Here is a 19543-nt window from a genome sequence, read left to right on the forward strand (position 1 = left end):
GGTCAGACCGCCAGATCCACCAGGTGGGTCCAGTTCAACCGCGACTGCAGGTGGAAGTAGGTCAGGGGCAACCAGCCCTTCTGCGCCCATTCCGTCAGGGTCTCGACCGGCAGGCGCGAGAACTTGTCTTCGTCCACCACAAAGAAACCTTCCAGCGTCACGCGCTCGCCGCCCTTGAGTTCGACCACGGCGGAACGTTCGATCAGCAGGTCCGCGGCGACCAGGGCAGCCGCGTACGCCTGGGTCTGCGCAAAGCCGCCCTGAATCTCGCCCAGGAATTGCAGCATTTCGGTCACCAGGGGCGTGGCGCCCGCGTCGTTGAACAAGGGCTCGCCCTTGTCTTTCGACTGGAAGTGCGGCGCCGCTTCGTCGATGCAGAGCGCAAAGCGCTGCTGCGCCTCGTCTTCCTGCAGGATGAACGGGTAGCGGCGCAGGTGGGCCGGCACATAGCGGCCGGCCACCCAGGCGCCGTCGTCGCCGACCAGCAGGTTTTCACCGGAACGGATGCCCAGCACGGCCATGGGCAGGCGGCCTTCGCCTGCGAACACGATCGGCAGGTCACGCGCGGCCATTGCGAATTCGGTGGCCACGATCGGCACGGCGGTCTGGTTGCGCGCGAAGGCGAAGCCGACCGATCGGTCGAGCTTCAGGTCCTGATGGCGCGCGGGGTCGAGCGGGGCCGCCTGCTGGAACAGCTGCACGGCGGCGGCTTCGGCGGTTTCGACCTTGTCGGTTGTCATGATGAAGAATCCTTGCGTAGATCAGGGGGTGACCAGGACGTCGATCACCTGGCTCGTAGAGTTGAAGCGTACCGCAGCCTTGAGGGGCAGGGCGCCGGCGGGTGCATCGATCGCCGTGAACGTCATGGTCTTGGCATCGAATTGCAGCCACGCCGGCAGCGCCTGGCCGTTGTCCAGCACGGCATCGACCGCGACGGCACTGGCGGGCAGCACGGCCTTCACGGCGTCGGCTGGCACCTTGAACGACCAGCTCGTGCTGTTGCCCGTCTGCACCGCCAGGTCCATCGTGGACGTCTCGCCACGCGGCACGAGCGTCAGTGTACCGGTGACGGCGCGGCCGTCCGCCGTGGCGCCGACCACGTTCGCGGCATTGCCCGTGGTGGCCGATGTCGGCACGGTGGCCGCGCCGATCACGACGCCGCCGGTGCTCGAGGTCATGGCCAGGTTGGTCATGACCGGCAGCGTTTCGGTTGCCGCGGGCGGCGGGGTCAGCACGGCCTGCGTCTGCGTGGCCATGATTGTCGGCGGCACGGCCGGCGGCAGCACCGGCGGCAAGGCCGATGCGGCGATGATGTCCGCCGTGGTCGTGAAGCTGTTCGAGGCGAGCAGGTAGTTGCCGGCATCGGCGCCGCCGAGCGAGAAGCCCGAGACGTTCAGCGTCTTGCCCTGGCCGACTTCCGTATCCAGGAAGGCGGCGATCGGGTTCACGATGGTCAGGTTGTCGCCGGCAATGCGGTTGTCGGCGAATTCCACGATGCCAATGGTCGATCCGTCATACACCTTGGGCAGACCCGTACCGGTCACGGTCAGCGAGGCCCTGGCGATATCCGCCGTGGTCGACGCCGTGCCGTTGACGGTGTAGTTGGCGGCGTCCGCACCCGAGACGCTGATGCCGGACACCAACACCTGCTTGTCCAGGCCGGCGTTCTTGTCTGCAACCGATGCGTTGGCGTAAGACAGCGTCAGGCTGTCATTGCCCAGGCGGTTGTCGGCCAGCGCCACCGTGACCGCAGTCGAAGCGTCGTACGTCTTGTCGATGCCGGTGGCCGTTGCCGTCAGGGCCGCCCTGGCGATGGTGGCCGTGGTAGTGGCGGTCGTGTTGGCGACATAGTTCGCCGCGTCCGCGCCCGTGACCGAAATGCCGGCCACGTCCACTCGCTTGTTGGCGCCTGCGTTCTTGTCGGCATACGCCGCATTGGCATATGTCACGGCCAGCTGGTCGGCGCCCAGGCGGTTGTCGTTCAGGTTGACGCTGGCAACGGTCGTGGTGTCGTACACCTTGCCGATGCCGGTTGCGCCCACCGTCAGTTGCGCCTTGGCGATGTTGGCCGTCGTGGCTGCAGTGGTGTTGGCCACGTAGTTGCCTGCGTCGGCCCCACCCAGGGTGATGCCCGCGACATTGACCGCCTTGTTGCTGCCGGCGTTCTTGTCGGCAAACGCAGCGTTGGTGTAGCCCAGCGTCAGTTCATCGGCGCCCAGGCGGTTGTCGATCAAGTTGACGTTGGCAACCGTCGTGGCGTCGTACACCTTGTCGACGCCCGCCGCACCCACCGTCAGCGATGCCTTGCCGATGGTGGCCGTGGTGGCTGCCGTCGTGTTGGCGACATAGTTGCCGGCGTCGGCGCCCGTGATGGCGATACCGGCCACGTTCACGAGCTTGCCCGCACCCGCGTTCTTGTCCGCAAATGCTGCGTTGGCATAGCCCAGTGTCAGTTGATCGGCACCCAGGCGGTTGTCGTTCAGGTTCACGTTGGCAACGGTCGTGGTGTCGTACACCTTGTCGATGCCGGTTGCGCCCACCGTCAGTTGCGCCTTGGCAATGTTGGCGGTGGTGGCGGCCGTGGTGTTGGCGACATAGTTGCCTGCGTCGGCGCCCGTCACGGCAATGCCGGCCACACTGACCGCCTTGTTGCTGCCGGCATTCTTGTCGGCAAAGGCGGCGTTGCCATAGCCCAGGCTCAACTGGTCATTGCCGTAGCGGTTGTCGTTCAGGTTGACGTTGGCAACGGTCGTGGTGTCGTACACCTTGTCCGTGCCGGTCGCGCCGACTGTCAACGATGCCTTGGCGATGTTGGCCGTGGTGGCAGCCGTAGTGTTGGCGACGTAGTTGCCTGCGTCGGCGCCAGCGATGGCGATACCGGCCACATTGACGAGCTTGCCCGCACCCGCGTTCTTGTCCGCAAAGGCGGCATTGCCGTACGACAGCGTCAGGCTGTCGTTGCCCAGGCGGTTGTCGGCCAGCGCGACCGAGGCGTTGGTCGTGGCGTCGTAGACCTTGTCGATACCGGTGGCGCCTACGGTCAGCGCAGCCTGGGCAACGTTGGCCGTCGTCGACGCCGTGGTGTTGGCGAGGTAGTTGCCTGCATCGGCGCCGGTGACGGTGATGCCGGCTACGTTGACTGCCTTGTTGCTGCCGGCGTTCTTGTCGGCGAACGCCGCGTTGGCATACGACAGCGACAGGCTGTCGTTGCCCAGGCGGTTGTCGTCAAGGTTGACGTTGGCAACCGTCGTGGTGTCGTACACCTTGTCGATGCCGGTTGCGCCAACCGTCAGTTGCGCCTTGGCAATGTTGGCGGTGGTGGCAGCCGTGGTGTTGGCGACATAGTTGCCCGCGTCCGCGCCGGTCACGGAAATGCCCGCCACCGAGACGGCCTTGCCGTTGCCGACGTTCTTGTCGGCGAACGATGCGTTGCCATAGCCCAGCGTCAGCTGGTCGGCGCCCAGGCGGTTGTCATTCAAGTTGACGTTGGCAACCGTCGTAGTGTCGTACACCTTGTCGATGCCCGTCGCGCCTACGGTCAGCTGCGCCTTGGCGATATTGGCCGTGGTGGTGGTGCCGCCGTTGACCGCATAGTTGCCGGCGTCCGCACCCGCGACCGTGATGCCGGACACCGACACCGTCTTGCCCGCGCCGGCATTCTTGTCGGCAAAGGCGGCGACGCCGTAGGACACGGTCAGCTGATCGGCACCCAGTCGGTTGTCGTTCAGGTTGACGCCCGCAACCGTCGTCGTGTCGTACACCTTGTCGAGGCCGGTGGCGCCCACGGTCAGCTGTGCCTTGGCGATGCTGGCGTTGGTCGCGGTGGTCGTGTTGGCGACATAGTTGCCGGCATCGGCACCCGTCACGCTGATACCTGCCACCGACACCGTCTTGCCGTTGCCCGCGTTCTTGTCCGCAAAGGCGGCGTTGCCGTAGGCCAGCGACAGGCTGTCGTTACCCAGGCGGTTGTCGTTCAGGTTGACGTTGGCCACCGTCGTGGTGTCGTACACCTTGTCGATGCCCGTCGCGCCCACCGTCAGTTGCGCCTTGGCGATGTTGGCGGTCGTGGCGGCCGTGGTGTTGGCGACATAGTTGCCCGCGTCCGCGCCGGTCACGGAAATGCCCGCCACCGAGACGGCCTTGCCGTTGCCGGCGTTCTTATCCGCAAACGCCGCGCTGCCATAGCCCAGGGTCAGCTGGTCGGCGCCCAGGCGGTTGTCGCCCAGGTTGACGCTGGCAGCAGTGGTGGCGTCATACACCTTGTCGATGCCGGTTGCACCCACCGTCAGCTGCGCCTTGGCAATGTTGGCCGTCGTTGCAGTGGCCGTGTTGGCGACATAGTTGCCCGCATCTGCACCGGTCACGGTCAGACCCGCGACCGACACCGTCTTGCCGTTGCCGGCATTCTTGTCGGCAAACGCGGCGTTGCCATAGCCCACCGTCAGTTGATCGGCGCCAAGGCGGTTGTCATTCAAGTTGACGTTCGCAACGGTCGTGGTGTCGTACACCTTGTCGATGCCGGTTGCGCCGATGGCAAGCGTGGCCTTGGCGATGTTGGCCGTCGTGGTGGCGGTGGTGTTGGCAACATAGTTGCCCGCATCCACGCCCGTCACGGTCAGGCCCGCGACCGATACCGTCTTGCCGTTGCCGGCGTTCTTGTCGGCGAACGACGCGTTGCCGTACCCGAGGGTGAGCTGGTCGGTACCCAGGCGGTTGTCGTTCAGGTTGACGTTGGCCACCGTCGTGGTGTCGTACACCTTGTCGATGCCGGTTGCGCCCACGGTCAGCTGCGCCTTGGCGATGTTGGCGGTGGTGGTGGCCGTAGTGTTGGCGACATAGTTGCCCGCGTCCACGCCGGTCACGGTAATGCCCGCCACTGAGACGGCCTTGCCGTTGCCGGCGTTCTTGTCCGCAAACGCCGCGCTGTCATAGCCCAGGGTCAGCTGGTCGGCGCCCAGGCGGTTGTCGCCCAGGTTGACGTTGGCAGCAGCGGTGGCGTCGTACACCTTGTCGAGACCCGTTGCGCCGATCGTCAGCGCTGCCTTGGAAATCGAGGCCGTCGTTTGCGTGGCCGCGGTCGTGTCGATGACGTAGTTGCCGGCGTCGGCGCCGCCGATCGTCAGACCCGACACCGTGACCGCCTTGTTCGTGCCGACGTTCTTGTCGGCAAAGGACGCGCCGCCGTAGGCCACCGTCAGGCTGTCGTTGGCCAGGCGGTTGTCGGTCAGATTGACTGTTGCGGCCGTGGTCGTGTCGTACATCTTGTCGATGCCGGTCGCGCCGACGGTCAGTGCGGCCTTGCCGATGGTGGCGGTTGTGGCTGCGCCGGTGTTCACCACATAGTTGCCGGCATCCGCGCCAGACAGGGTGATGCCCGACACCGTCACGGCCTTGCCCAAGCCCGCATTTTTGTCCGCAAACGCGGCGGCGCCGTACGCCAGGGTGAGCTGGTCGGTGCCAAGGCGGTTGTCAGCCAGGGATACGGTGGCGCCGGTGGTGGCGTCATACACCTTGTCGACGCCGGTTGCGCTGGCGGTCAACGTGGCCTTGGCGATGTTGGCCGTGGCACTGGTGACGCCCGAGGTGTCGATCGTGTAGTTGTCGGCGTCGGCGCCGACGATACGCAGACCGGTCACGGTGATCGCCTTGCCCACGCCCGCGTTCTTGTCCGCAAACGCTGCGCCGGCGTAGCTGATCGACAGCGCGTCCGTGTTGGAGACGCGGTTGTCGACCAGGCTGACGGTCGCCGCCGTGGTGGCGTCGTACACCTTGTCCGTGCCCCGGAGCGAAACGGCGAGCAGCGCCTTGCTGATCGCGCCCGAACCGATGGCGGTCGTGCCCACGGTGTAGTTGCCGGCATCCGTGCCCGACAGCGTCACGCCCGTCACGTTGATCAGCTTGCCGGTCCCGACGTTCTTGTCCAGGAAGTTGGCCGACGCATAGCCCAGCGTCAGTTGATCGGTGCCCAGTCGGTTGTCCGCCAGGGTGGCATTGGCCACGGTCGTGCCGTCGTAGACCTTGTCGGCGCCGGTCGCAGTGGCGACCAGTTGGGCCTTCGAGATCGACGCGGTGGTCAACGCCGTGGTGTTGGCCAGCACATAGTTGCCCATGTCCGTGCCGCCGGCGGTGATGCCGGAGATGGCGATGGCCTTGTTCGCGCCTGCATTCTTGTCGGCGAAGATGGCGTTGCCCGACAGCGTGAGCTGGTCGCCCGCAAAGCGGCTGTCGGTGTAGTTGATCTTGGCAACCGTCGTGGCGTCGTACACCTTGTCCACACCGGTGGCGCCGACCGTCAGGCTGGCCTGCGCGACGTTGGTGGTGGTCGTGGTGGTCGTGTTGGCGGTGTAGTTGGCCGCGTCCGTGCCCGTCACGGTAATGCCCGAGACGTTCACGGCTTTGGCGGCGCCGGCGTTCTTGTCGGCAAGCGCGGCCTGGCCGTAGGCCAGCGTCAGCTGGTCGTTCCCCAGGCGGTTGTCGTTCAGCGTCACGGCGGCAGTGGTGGTCGCGTCGTACGTCTTTGCGATGCCGGTCGCGCCCACGGTCAGGGCGGCCTTCGTGACGTTGGCGCTGGTCAGCGCGCTCGTGGTCGTGGTTGTGTAGTTGCCTGCATCCGCACCGCCCACGGTAATGCCCGAAACCGTCACGGCCTTGCCATTGCCGGCGTTCTTGTCGCCGAAGGTGGCGGTGCCGCTGATCGTGAGCTGGTCACCGGTAAAGCGGCCGTCGGTGTAGGCCACCGCCGCGTTGCGGGTGGTGTCGTACACCTTGTCGACGCCGCTGACCGAGATGCTCAGATTGGCCTTGGCGATGTTGGCCTGGGTCGATGCGGTCGTGTTGGCCGTGTAGTTGCCGGCGTCGATACCCGTCACGGAAATATCCGACACCGTAATGCTCTTGCCGTTGCCCGCGTTCTTGTCCGAGAACGCCGCGCCGCCATGGGCCAGCGTCAGGACGTCGCTGCCAAGGCGGTTGTCGTTGAGCGTGACCGCAGCGCCCGTGGTGGCGTCATAGGTCTTGTTGGCGCCGGTGGCGCCCACCGTCAGCACGGCCTTGTTGATGGTCGCGGTCGTGGCGGCCGTGGTGTTGAACGTGTAGTTGTTCGCGTCCGTTCCCGCCAGGGTGATGCCCGCGACAGATATGGCTTTGTTTGCCTCGGCGTTCTTGTCGGCAAACGTCGCCTGGCCATACCCCAGTGTCAGCACGTCGGTGCCAAGGCGGTTGTCGGTCAGCGTCACGGTGGCGCCGCGTGTGGCGTCGTAGGTCTTGTCGTTGCCGTTCGCACCAATCGCCAACGCGGCCTTGGTGATGGTGCCGGTGCCGGACGTGGTACCGACGCGGTAGTTGCCTGCCGCGGCGCCACTCAGTTGAACGCCCGACAGCGAAAGCGCCTTGCCCGCGCCGGCATCCTTGGTCGCGAAGACAGTGGTGCCGCTGGCGGCGACCTCGTCGCTGTTGACGGTGTTGCCCAGCGTGAAGGTCGCACCCGTCAGACCCGTGGTGGCGTCGTACAACTTGCTGCCGGTGGCATTGACAGTCAGCACGCGCTGGTCGACGGTCAGGGTGCCATCGGTGACGGCGCCCAGGGTATAGCCGTTGGCCGTCACAAGCGACGCGCCATCGAGCTTGATGGCATAGGGCGATGCGGTGACGACCGCGGTCGCGGCCGAGCCGTCGGACGTCACAACCGGCGATCCCGCCAGCACGGTGGCAAGCGAGTCGCCCACGTAGGCGTTGGTCACGCCCGTTTCCAGACCGCCAATGGTGAAGGCGGCCGAGACGTCCAGCGCATCGCCGTAGGTCTTGTTCAGCGTCTTGCCGCTGAAGGTCAGGACCGGGGTAGCGTTGAACAGGTAGCGGTTGCCGGTCGCCGTGACCGATGTGGGCGCAAGGCCCGCCAGCGTGGCGTTCCAGACGGCGGTGTTCTGGCTGTTCAGATTGCCGAAGGTGTTGCCGGCCTTGTCGCCGACATAGATCAGCCAGCGGTGGTTGGCGTCGGTCGTGACGGCGGCCGCGCCGGCGTTGTTGATGAAGTGGCCGGCAGTGTCCGTGGCCAGCACGGCATTGCCGTTCAGGGCCTTGACGCTGCCGCCGGCCGCGATCGTCAGATCGGCGCCCGAGGTCACGCGGGCATCGCCCGCGGCGGAGCTGACCGCGCCTGCGATCGTGACGGCGCCGGTGCTGGCGATCTCGACGCCATTGAGCGCGGTCGCGCTGTTGACGAGCGCCGCATTGCTGCTGGCGACCTTGATGGTGTCACCGGTCAGGTTCAGGCTGCCGAATTCGTTGCCCGCATTGCTCAGGTCGATGCCCAGCGTGCCGGCCGCCGACGGCGTGGCCGTGAAGCTGGCGTTGCCCGTGACCTTCAATGTGGTGTTGGCCGATTGCACGATGCCGGTCTGGACATCCGCGCCGCCACTGGCAATGGTCGGCGCCACGGTGGCGACCGAGATCTTGCCGCCGATCGCGTTCTGCGCGCCCGACAGTCCGACCGCATCGCCCGCGATCGCCTGGGCGCCAAAGACGGCGCTGCTGGCTTCGCTGATGACGGTCAGATTGCCCGCCTCGACACGGTCGCCCAGCGTCACGACGCCGTTCTGCTTGACGACCGTCGTACCGGTCGCGCCCGAAATGGCCAGCAGACCGAACAGGTTGCCGGTGTTGCCCAGGTTGACCGATGCGCCGGTAGGGGAGAACTGACCCGCCACCTTCACGGACGTGCCCGCTGCCTGGCTGATCGTCTGGCCGGTCGCATCGAGGGCGTAGGTGCCGCCGACGAGCGTGTCGCCCAGGACGGTTGCCGCCGCACCGCGGTTGTCGATGGAGACATTGCCGGCGGAATGCGTGGTGGTGAGCGACAGGTCGCCGCCCACGGTCAGTTTGGCTGCATTGGCCTGGCCAATCAGGCCGGCGGCTGCCAGCGTGGCATTGCCGGTGATGTTGGTGGTGGCGCCCAGGGTGATGCCGGCGGTCGATGTCGCGGTCAGCGTGCCGCCCAGCGTCGTGGCCCCCAGGGTGGTCTCGGCATTTTCCTGCACCGTGGCGTTTCTGCCCTTGAGGCTCAGTACGCCAAAGGTGTTGCCGCTGCGGTTCAGGGTGATGTCGTGCGTGCCGGCGTCCAGCGTCACGGCCGCCGTACCGAGTGCCCAGGCATTGCCTTGCACGATGTCGCGGGTGTTGGTCAGTGCCAATGCCGATGCCGGCGTCGATACCGACACCGCGCCGAACGAATTGGTTGCGCTTGTCAACGAAACGGCGCCCGGTGCCGAGACGGCCAGCGCGCCGGAGGTCAGCCCGCCCGCGGTCTGCGTGATCGAACCGCCCGTGGTCAGCGCGAGGCCGGTCGTGCCGGCCGCCACGTTGCCGGCCAGGGTCAGGTTGCCCGAGTCGACCACCCCGATGGACAGCGAGCTCAGGCCGGCGGGCAGCTGGCCCAGTTCGCTCGCCGTCAGGCTGAGCGAACCTGCAGTGGGCGTCGACGCGCCGAGCGTAATGGCCCGGCCCGCGGTAAAGGTCTCGATGGCCAGCGTGCCGGTGCTGCTGATCGCGCCGCCCAGGTCGACATTGTCACCAATGAAGCGCAGGGGATTGGCGCCTGCCGTGACAGTGCCGTTCAGGTCCAAGGTCCCGGTGCGCGCGTTGAGCGCCGTGCCGGCCGTCGTCACCAGCGCGCCGTTGACGCGGACGCCCGTGCCTTCAAGCGCGCCGTTGGCGGTCGTGGTGGCGCCGGTGTACGTCTGGGCGCCGCTGGTGCGGACGTTGCCGACCGACACATTGCCGCCGGTCACCGACAGCGAGGCGAGCGCCGTGCTGGCGCCAACGGGGCTCAGTTGCACACTGCCCGCGCCGGCATTCACCGCCAGCGCCTGCGCGCCGTCAATGCCGCCTTCCAGCGTGATCGCGCTGTTGCTGCTGGAGATCGACACCGGGCCTTGCGCGAGGGTCGTGCCGCCGGCGACCGTCAGGCCTCCGTTGGCGGCAACCGTGGATGCGCCACCCAGCGTGAGGCGTCCGGCCACGGTGCTGGCGTTCGTGCCGCCGGCCGTGGCGTTGCCCGCCAGGGTCACGTCGCCCGTTGCCGCCAGGTTGGAGCGCAACGTCGTGGCCTGTTGGAAGACGGTGGCGCCGGTGCCGGTCAGCGTCAGGGCCGCGCCGATACCGTTGCCAAGCGCGGTCGTGCTGCCGATCGCGCCCGCGAAAGTGGTCGTTCCCGTGCCGCTATTGACGGTCAGGTTGGATGCGCCATTGAGTGCGCCGCCCACCATGACGGCGCCGTTGTTGGACGTGACGATCACATCGCCCGCCACGTCCACCGCAGTGGTTTCGATCCCGTCGAAGCCGCTGAGGGTGGTGGTTGCGCCGCTGCGGCCGATCGTGACCTTGCCGGCGCCCAGGTGGGTGCCGACCGAACCATCGGCCAGCGTAACGTTGTTACGGAAGGTCGTGGCGCTGCCGTTCTGCACGAGCAAACCGGCGTTGGCGCCGACCGTACTGTCGAACGTGCTTGCGCCTGCGCCTTGCAGCGTCAGGGCTGCGCCCGTTCCGGTGCCGACATTCGTGACGGCGCCGGTAAAGGTCTTTGCGCCGGTGCCCGTGTTGACCACGAGGTTGCGTGCGCCGCCTGCCAGCGTCTCGGCGAACGTAACGGCCGAGTTGGCGGTGGCGATCGTCGCGTCGCCCGTCAGGGTCACGCCGTTGTTGAAGGCGATCGCGCCACCGTTCACACCGCTGCCGACAGTGCCCGCCACGGTGATGCCGCCGGGGGCAGTAAAGTTCATCGCACCCGCCACCGCCAGGTTGGCAGGCAGGCTCAATGTCTGTGCCGTCAGCGACAGGCCGGTCAGCAAGGGCGATAGAGTGTTCAGGCCGGTGATTGCGCCGGTCGATCCGCTCAGTGCGTTCAAGGTCAGCGTCTGTGCACCGGTCACCGCGCCACCCAGCGCAATCGTGCCGCCGTTGGATGTGACGGTGGTTGCGCCCGTCAACGACATGCCGCCATTAAAGGCCAGGCCGTCGTAACCGCTCAGTGTGCTGCCGATCGTGACCGCGCCGCCGAAGGTGGACCCGGTGTCGCCATTGGCCATGGCAACCGCCTTGGCGAAGGTGACCGGACCTTGCGCGTTGATGCCGCTTCGGGTGGTGACCGTATCGGCAAAGCTGGTTGCGCCCGCACCCATCAGGGTCAGCGCCGCGCCCACGCCGTCGCCGGTGGCGATCGTGCTGCCGAATGCCCCTGCGAATGTTTTGGTGCCCGTGCCGGTGGCGACTGTCAGATCGCGCGCGCCGTCGACCGTCCCGTTGAACAGCACGTTGGAATTGAGCGTGGTGACGCTTGTCGTGCCCGCCAGCGTGGTCGGGCCATTGAAGGTGACGCCGCCTGCTGCGGTGCTGGTCACTGCGCCGTTCAGCGTGATGGCCGTGCCGCCGGTTGCCGTATAGGTTTGCGCACCCGCGATGCTGATGCCGGCGCCAGGCAGGGTCAGGCTGCTGCCCGTGACCGACAGCGATGTCAGGTCGGTGCCGATGCGCTCCAGGCCCGTCAGTGCGCCTGTCCCTGCGTTCAGCGTCAGGCCTTGCGCGCCACGCACCGTGCCGGCCGTGGCGAAGGCCAGGGCGCTGTTGTTCGAGTTGACCGTGGCAGCGGCGTTCTGCAGTACCAGGCCGTTGCGGAAGGTCAGGCCGCTGTATGCGGACAGGGTCTGTGCCGTCGGCTTGGCAAGGGTGACTTCGCCCGTGAAGAGTGAGCTTGCGTTGCTGATCGCAGAACCGAGCGTGACGTCGTTCTTGAACGTGACCGGGCCGGTCATCGACACGCCGTTGTTGGTCTGCAGCGTGCTGTCGAAAGTCGCACCCCCCGAGGTCAGCTGCAGGACCGGGCTGGCATTCGCCGCGCTGCCGATGTTGGACACGGCGCCCCGGAAGTTGGCCGCGCCAGCTCCCGCGTTGACGATCAATTGTTTGTTGGCGCCGCCCAGCGTCCCATCGAACGTGATGGCCGAATTGACCGATTGCACGGTCAGATCGTTGGCCAGTGTGACGGGACCCGTGAACGTGATGGCGCCTGCCGCGGTGCTGCTGACGTTGGCGTTGACGGTGATGCCGGCCGCCGAGGTGTAGGACTGGGCGCCTGCGATGGTCATGGTCGGCAGGCTGAGCGCGCTGCCCGTCGTGACGAACAGGCCGGTGCTGGCGGAATTGACGCTGCCCAGGCCGGTGACGGTGCCGCCGGCATTGAGCGTCACGGTGTTGGCGCCAACGTTGATGCCCGTCGTGCTGCCGATATTGGTGATGTCGAACGTGCCGTTGTCGGTGTAGTTCAGCGCGCCGGTCAGGCCCGCCGCCAGCTTGTTGACGTGGTTGCCGGCGTTCGCAAGGGTGACCGGGCCCGCGCCGCTCAGCAGCAGCGAGTCGGCCTTGATCGCGCCGATCTGGGTAATGGCGCCGCCCGCGTTCACCGTCATGCCGTTCGTGACGGTCGACGTGTCAAAGACAATGCCATTCTTTGCAAGGATGTCCGCCGTGTCGGCCGACACGATCTTCATGGTGCCGAAATCGCTGCGCGGATTGGCATCGAGCACGATCTTGTTGACGCCGGCCGTCAGGGTCGTCAATCCACTGACGTTCCAGGCCGCGCCGTCGGAGATCAGGTCGTTCTCGGTAATCGCCGCATTGGCTGCGGTAACGACCAGGTCGCCCACCTTGTTCGACGCTTGCGTGAACGCGACGTCATGCGTGCCGGCATTCAGGGCGACCGACGCGGTGCCAAGGGTCCAGGCACTGGCCTGGGTAATGTTGTCGTTCTCGGTGATCGCCACACTGGTGGCGCCAGAGACCGCCAGGTTGCCCAGCACGTTGGCCGCGTTGGTCAGCGTGACGCCCGCGTTGACGGCTGTCGTCGTCAGCGATGTCGTGCCTGTCGTGGTCCAGGCGCCGCCCTGCGTGATCACATCGTTTTCGGTAATCGAGACCGGGCCGCCCGTGATGGTCAGGTTGCCCATCTGGTTGGCGACGTTACCGAGCGTGATCGCCTTGTTGTTTTCCGCAACCAGGTCGACGTTCCTGCCGGACAGGGACCACGCGCTGCCTTGCGTAATCGCGTCGTCTTCCGTGATCTTGACCGACGCGGGCACGCCCGAGGTCGTGATGATGTCGATGGCGCCCAGCACGTTGCCTGACGCCGTCAGATCAATGCCAAAGGCGCGCGAGTTCAGCGTGACGGGCGCGGCGCCCACCTTCCAGGCCGCAGCCTGCGTGATCGCGTCGTTTTCGGTGATGAAGACGTACGATGGCGTGCCCTGGATGGCGATGTTGCCCAGTGTGTTCGCCAGATTGTCCAGCGCAATGGGTCCGTTGGTGGCTTTCAGGGTCGTCGTGCCCGTCGTCACCCACTGACCGTTGTCCGTGATGCTGCTGTTTTCCGTGATGGTCACGGTGTTGCCGCGCAGCGTGATGTCGCCCAGTACGTTGCCTGCCTGAGTCAGCGAAATGTTGCCGCCGCCGTTGACGACGCCCGCGCTGTTGTAGGCGTTGAGCGTGGTGAAGCCGGTGTTCCACGCAGCAAAGTCGGTAATCGCGTCCTTGCCCGCCGTGTCCTTGGCCGTAATGGCCGTAGTGCCGCCGCCCAGCACTTGCAGGGGGGCCAGCACGTTATTGGCGTTGGTCAGCGTGACGTTGTAGCCCTGTGCGTTCACGGTGGTGTTGCCGTGCGTGGTCCAGGCCAGGTTCTGCGCAATGTTGTCCGACTCGACAATGGTGACTGCGCCGGCTGACGTGGCGCCTGTGTTTTCCTGAGTGACCGTCAAGCCGCCGAACAGATTGCCTGCCTGATTCAGATTGATCGCCTGGTCGTTGGCGGTGGTCACCGACACGGAACTCGGCGCATACCAGGCGCCGCTTTGCGTGATGGCGTCGTTCTCGCGCAGGGAGATCGTCGATCCATTGGAGATGGCGATGTTGCCGAGCACATTGCTGGCGTTGTTCAGTGCAATGTTCGTGAACGACGTGAAGGACGTCGTTGTGTTGCTGCCCACTTGGACCGACGTGTTCGCGGCCTGATTCAACGTGCCATTGTTGTAGGACGACAGGTTCAGGTTGCCCGTCAGGGCAATGTCGCCAAGCGTCAGCACGCCCGAGGTATTGCGGACCGTGGCGTTCCGGGCTGCGGCGATCGCAAGCCGCGTCCACGTGTTGCCGTAGTCGGCATTCAACGTGATGTCGGCGGTGCCGGCATTCAGGTTGGTGGCAGAAGAAACCACCGTGTTGAAGTTGCTGCTTTGCGTGATCGCGCCATTATTGGTCGTGACCGACAGGGTGCCGACGTTGAAGTTGCCGTTGGTCGACGACAGTTCGATCGCATTGCTGTCGTAGATCGACGCCGAGCGGCCGCCTGCAATGGTGATTCGGTTGAAGTTGTTGCCGGTGTCGGTCAGAACGATGTCTCTCGCGCCGCCCGCCAGAAAGGTCGAGTACCCGTTGGAATCAATGCCGTTGACGACGATCGCGCCGGTCTGGGTGATCCCGCCGCTGTTCGCATACACCTGCAGATTGCCGGTCAGCGTCATGCCAGGCAGCGAGACGCTCGGTGCGTTGTCGTAGCGCAGCTTGACGTTGCGCAGCTGGCCGACGGTGGTCAGGCCGTTGATGACCGCCGCATTGGCATTCGTATTGCGCAGCTGGATGTCCTGGAACGATCCGGCACCCGACGTGGCAAGCGTGACGGTGCCTCCGATGCTGTTGGATGCGCCGGGAATGTTGCCGTCCTGGAGGTTGGACGACCCCAGGAACAGGTTCTTGCCGGCGGCGGTGACGGTAAAGCTCGCGTCCCCGGTGACGGTCAGCGGGGCGCTATTGTACTCGTTGTTGTACTGGCTGATATTGCCGGCTGCCGTAACCGACAGGTTGCCGGCGACCGTGCTGGCGCCCGTGCCGAACATCAGGTCGTTCTTGTCGACGAAGGTGGCCGAGCCGGCGGTGTTGACCTGCAGGTAGCTGCCAAAGTCGTTGCCCGCATTGCCCAGCATGACCGTGCCCGCGTTCGTTGTCGTGATGTTGCTGTAGCTCGTCGCGGTGTACACGCCACTCTGCGAGATGTTGCCGCCCGCGGCGAGCGTGACGTTCGCGCCCGTGATCGACCCCAGCGCCAAGGCATTGACGTCACGGATATTCACCGACCCGTTTGCCGAGGTGACCGTCAGTGCGCCCTGGAAGTCGTTGTTGTTTGCCAGCGTGACGTCGGACAGGGCGGCGCCAAAGCCGCCACTGGTCGCGTTGATGGTGGTTGCCCCGGCCACCGTGACGTTGCCGATCGAGCCCACGGCGCCACTGGTGGTGACCGACAGGTTGCCTGCGACGGTCGATGTGCCCAGCTGCACCGCGTTCTGGTCGCGCACCATGACGTTGTTGCCGATCGCGCTCACAACGCTGAAGTCGGAATTGGCATTGTTCAGCGTGATGTTGCCACTGCCCGCATTCAAGGTGGCAAGGTTGCGGTTCACGATGGTCCGCGTGCTGCCCGTGATGTCGCGACCGTTCGACGTCACGTTCAGCGCGCCGGTCACGAACAGTTCGCCCAGGTCCACACCGCCCGTGGCGGAGCCCAGGTGCGTGACGTCGAACTGCCCCGCGGTCACTTTGCCGGTCGACAGGGTCGACGACGCGCCCTTGCCACCGTTGACCATCGTGACCTTGCCGGTGCCCGCATCGATGCTGCCGCTGTTGCTGAACGAGGCATCGCCCGCATCGCGATTGGACGTTGCCGCCGTGTCGTTGAACTTGAAGGTGACGTCGCCGTCGGCGCTGTAGATCGCCGCGTTGATATCGATGGAGCGGCCCGCCTGGAAGGTCAGGGCGCCGCCCTTGGTGACGCCGTTATTGGGGGACGTCGTGATGCTGCTGTTGACGGTCAGGTCATTGTTGGCCTGCAGGGTGACTGCCGTGCCCGTGTTGGTGATGGCCGTGATAGTGGCGGCATCGACGTTGGCGTCGGCGCTGGGCGCCGTGTTGAAGCCCACCGTGGCGCCGGTCGGCGTGGTATCGCCGCCGCTGGTCACCACCGTCAGGTTCTTGGGATCCAGCAACAGCAAACCCGCCTTGCCCTGGTCCGCGCCCGCATCCACGGTGCCCGTAAAACTCAGGTTTTCCTTGCCCGACACTTCGACCTTGCCGCCGTCGCCGCCCGCCTTGCCCCCGCGTGCCTTGATGTTGCCTGCGAACACCGTGTCGCCATCGGCCCACACCACGACCTTCCCGCCATGGCCTTGCTCAGTGGCCGAGGCATCGATCGTGACCTGCTGGCCAACGACCGTCTTCTGCGCGTTCGCAACCAACGCATTGCTGCCTTGCCAGTCGCCGCCTGCCAGGACCGTGCCGCCGCCTGCCGCACCCTTTGCATCGATGTCCGACCCATCGAACAATCCCACGCGCTGGCCGGTGACCTGCACCGTGCCGCCCTGGCCGGTCGCGCTCGACACATCGAGCTTGCCGGTCACGACGGCGTCGCCGTTCGATCCCGCATCCAGATAGATCGCGCCATCGCGTTCGACCAGGCCGTGCGCCTGTATCGTGCCTTGGGCATTGACCGAGGCGCCGAGCAGCGCGTTGGCGGCCGATGCGGCCATGATCACGCGGCCGCCGTCGGCCTGCACCAGGTGGCGGTTTTCGACCAGCGCGCGCACCGTGGCCGGGTCGACCTTGACGCTGACCAGGCCGTCACCGGCCATGTCGAGCGTGATCGTTTCGCCGGCTGCCATGGCGACGGTGCCAAGTTTGGCCGCCACCACGCCTTGGTTCAGCACCTCAGGGGCGAGCAGGGCGACGTAGCCGCCGTCGGCTGCATGCAGTTCACCCTGGTTCACGACGGAGCCGGTCGCGCCATCCCGCGCAAACCGGTAATTGCCCTTCAGGAAATCGTCGTCCCGGATGTTCAGCGTGCTGGCGACCAGGCCGCCCACGTCCACGCGCGCACCGGCGCCGAACATGACCCCGTTCGGATTGACCAGGAACACGCTGCCGTTGGCGGTCAGGCTGCCGAAGATCTGGCTGGCGTCATTGCCGACGACGCGGTTCAGCGCGACCGAACCCATGCCGGGCTGCTTGAAGTCGACCGAGGCCTGGCTTCCGATGTTGAATGACCCCCAGTTCAGGATCGCCTTGTCGGTGCCCTGCACCACGGTCATGCCGTTGCCGGCCTGCGTGATGGTGGCCTGGCCGGCAACGACCTGGCCGCCGGTAGGCAGGGCGTTGACCACGGGCGGCGCCGCAAACACCGAGCCGGTTGCGCCGGCCAGGATCGCCGCCACCAGGGCTTCGCGTGCACGCGACATCATCCGCTGCAGCAGCGCCGAGAGCCGTTTGCGGGGGCGCCATGTCAGCGTCGCCTTGCGGCCGCCGATGCGGATATGAATGACGCGGGGTTTGGCTTGAGTGTCTTGCTTGCTCATGATGGCAGTCCTGCCCAGGGGGCGGTACGGCCTCGCTGAAAGGAGGCCGGTTCGAGTCGTGATGTTCTGGAAATTCAGTGCGCGCGGTGCCGGGGTCAGAAGGCCTTGGCGACCTGCAGCCAGATGCGTGGCACATGGCGGGTGCCGTCGGTGTCCTTGCCGTTGGCCGGGTTGGCCAGCTCGTTGTCACCGATGCGCCAGGCAATGCTGAGGCGGGCATTCCAGCCGGCCAGGCTTGCGCCCGCGCCAACCCCCGCACCCGACAACTGCACGCGGCGCGGGCCGGTGAAGGTGGCATAGCCGTTGCGGGCGGTGCGGACCGACCCCGTGTCGGCAAATGCCGTCAGGCGGAACTCGGGCGTCACGCGGTAGTTCACGTCGACATTCAGCAGCCAGCCTTCGTCGCCACCGGCTTCGTTGACCGGATAGGCACGCACGCCGGCCGGACCACCCAGATAGAACTTCTCTGACGAATCCAGGTTGTCGCTCGCGAACTGTCCGGTCAGGGCGGCGGTCAATGCCAGGCGCGGGGTCAGGGTCTGTTGACGGGTCACGTTCCAGTACAGCTTCTGGTAGCTGCCTGCCGCGCGCGGGCCGATGGCATCGGTCTGCGAGCTGCCCGGGTCATTCAGGCGCAGGCGTCCGGCCGTCACGATGGCGGAGTAGGCCGTCAGGCCGCCGCCCTGGAAGCTGTCATACCGGCTGCCGGTCACGCCGCCGCTGACCGTACGCGTGCGTTTGTCGCTGACGGTCAGGCCCTGCGCTTCGTTGTCGTAATCGCGCTGGTCGGCGGCGCCGACCAGATTCAGGTTGTGCAGGCGGCCGCGCAGCAGCGGGTAGCTGGCCGTCAGGCCGGCGGTGGTCGAATCGCCTTCCGCGTTCAGGCGCGAAAAGTCGCCTTTGAGTTCATAGTCGAGCCGCGATGCGTTCACGCCCAGCTTCAGACCTTCGACACCGACCGGGGCCACGTAGGCGACGCGGCCATACTTCAACCCTTCGCTGGCCAGGACCCGAACGCTGGCCTGGTCGCCGAACCCCAGCGGATTGTTCAGGTTCAGTGCGCCCGATGCCTGGAATTCGCCGGTGCTGCGCGCGCCGGTGTTGCCCGCATCGACAAAGCCGTCCACGCGGGGGCCGTCTGCCAGGCGCAGGATCAGGTCGGTATCGCCCAGCTGCCTGCCCGCATCCAGCGTGGCGCTGGCCTGCACACCCGGCAGGTCATTGAGCAGCAGCATGGCGCGTTCGACCGCATCGCTGCGGAAGGGCTGGCCAGGTTGCTGGCGCGACGTCAGGTAGCGTGCGGCGCGGTCCGCATCGAAGCGCGCAGGCGGATCGCCGGCTTCCACGCGCACCGATGAAAAGCGGCCTTCGATGACCTGGATGATCACGGTGCCATCGGCAATCTTTTGCGGCGGCAGAAACGCACGGGCCAGGTAGCCCGACGCGCGGTAGCTTTCCATGATCGCCTGGGTGGCTTTTTCCAGATCGGCCAGGGTGACTTGCTGGCCAATGAGGCCCGACAGGCTGTTCATCAGGACCGCTTCGTCCATCAGGCTCACGCCTTGCAGGACGACACGCTGCAGCTGGAAGGAGGTGCCGATGGGGGTGGCGGAAGGAGTGGGGCGGTCGGGGGCTGCGTCAGGCGCAGGTGCGGGGGTTCGTGGCTGCTGCTGTTCGATGCCTCGCAGAAGCGTACCGGCATCGGGAACCGCCTGGGCAAGGGCGGCGGTGGAAATGCAAAGCAATGCCGAACCGGCGAATGTCTGGACCTTCAAAACAGCTCCTGCCGCGTGGGCGTAAGGTGAAAATGCGTTTGAAGGTTAATCGGCCAACATTGGCAATGCGTGAGAGTTCGTACGAAAAATTACGCGCAGAGGTTAAGGGTATACCCTAGGTAAAAAGTTGCAATCTGGTAACTGCCTGTATCGACGCCATTTCCTGGATATATTTATGGACGCGCGCTAAGCCGTTGAATCGCCGAGCATTTTTTACATTTCGTCGCCAAAGCAACACTCTGTTTGCTAGCCGCATCTCATGCGTAAGAACTAGGACTACAGGCTTACCCTTAAGATAACGCGAGTTCATACCGCAGCGCGACTGCAGCGACC

The 19543-nt window shown here is 66.0% G+C and carries 3 protein-coding genes; all 3 read right to left on the minus strand.

Translation table 11 applies throughout. The annotated features are described in order from the left end of the window. Positions 1-2: 2 nt before the first annotated feature. Positions 3-740, minus strand: coding sequence for a SapC family protein (locus tag IE116_RS01000; protein ID WP_189609001.1), 738 nt, complete (start codon positions 738-740; stop codon positions 3-5). Between the two features lie 21 nt (positions 741-761). Continuing rightward, positions 762-17435 carry a YDG domain-containing protein gene (locus IE116_RS01005; RefSeq protein ID WP_189609003.1) on the minus strand — a complete coding sequence of 5558 codons (16674 nt, stop codon included), beginning with the start codon at positions 17433-17435 and terminating at the stop codon, positions 762-764. A gap of 95 nt (positions 17436-17530) precedes the next feature. Then, the gene (locus IE116_RS01010; RefSeq protein WP_189609004.1) at positions 17531-19210 is read right to left on the minus strand and encodes a ShlB/FhaC/HecB family hemolysin secretion/activation protein; all 1680 of its coding nucleotides are present in this window, start codon (positions 19208-19210) and stop codon (positions 17531-17533) included. Positions 19211-19543 lie beyond the last annotated feature (333 nt).

The organism is Pigmentiphaga litoralis (genome assembly GCF_014651835.1).
Taxonomy (GTDB): Bacteria; Pseudomonadota; Gammaproteobacteria; order Burkholderiales; family Burkholderiaceae_B; genus Pigmentiphaga; species Pigmentiphaga litoralis.

Bases quoted from the DNA above. Each gene is read 5' to 3' on its own strand.
- IE116_RS01000 (WP_189609001.1), bottom strand. From the start codon at position 740: ATGACAACCGACAAGGTCGAAACCGCCGAAGCCGCCGCCGTGCAGCTG.
- IE116_RS01005 (WP_189609003.1), bottom strand. From the start codon at position 17,435: ATGAGCAAGCAAGACACTCAAGCCAAACCCCGCGTCATTCATATCCGC.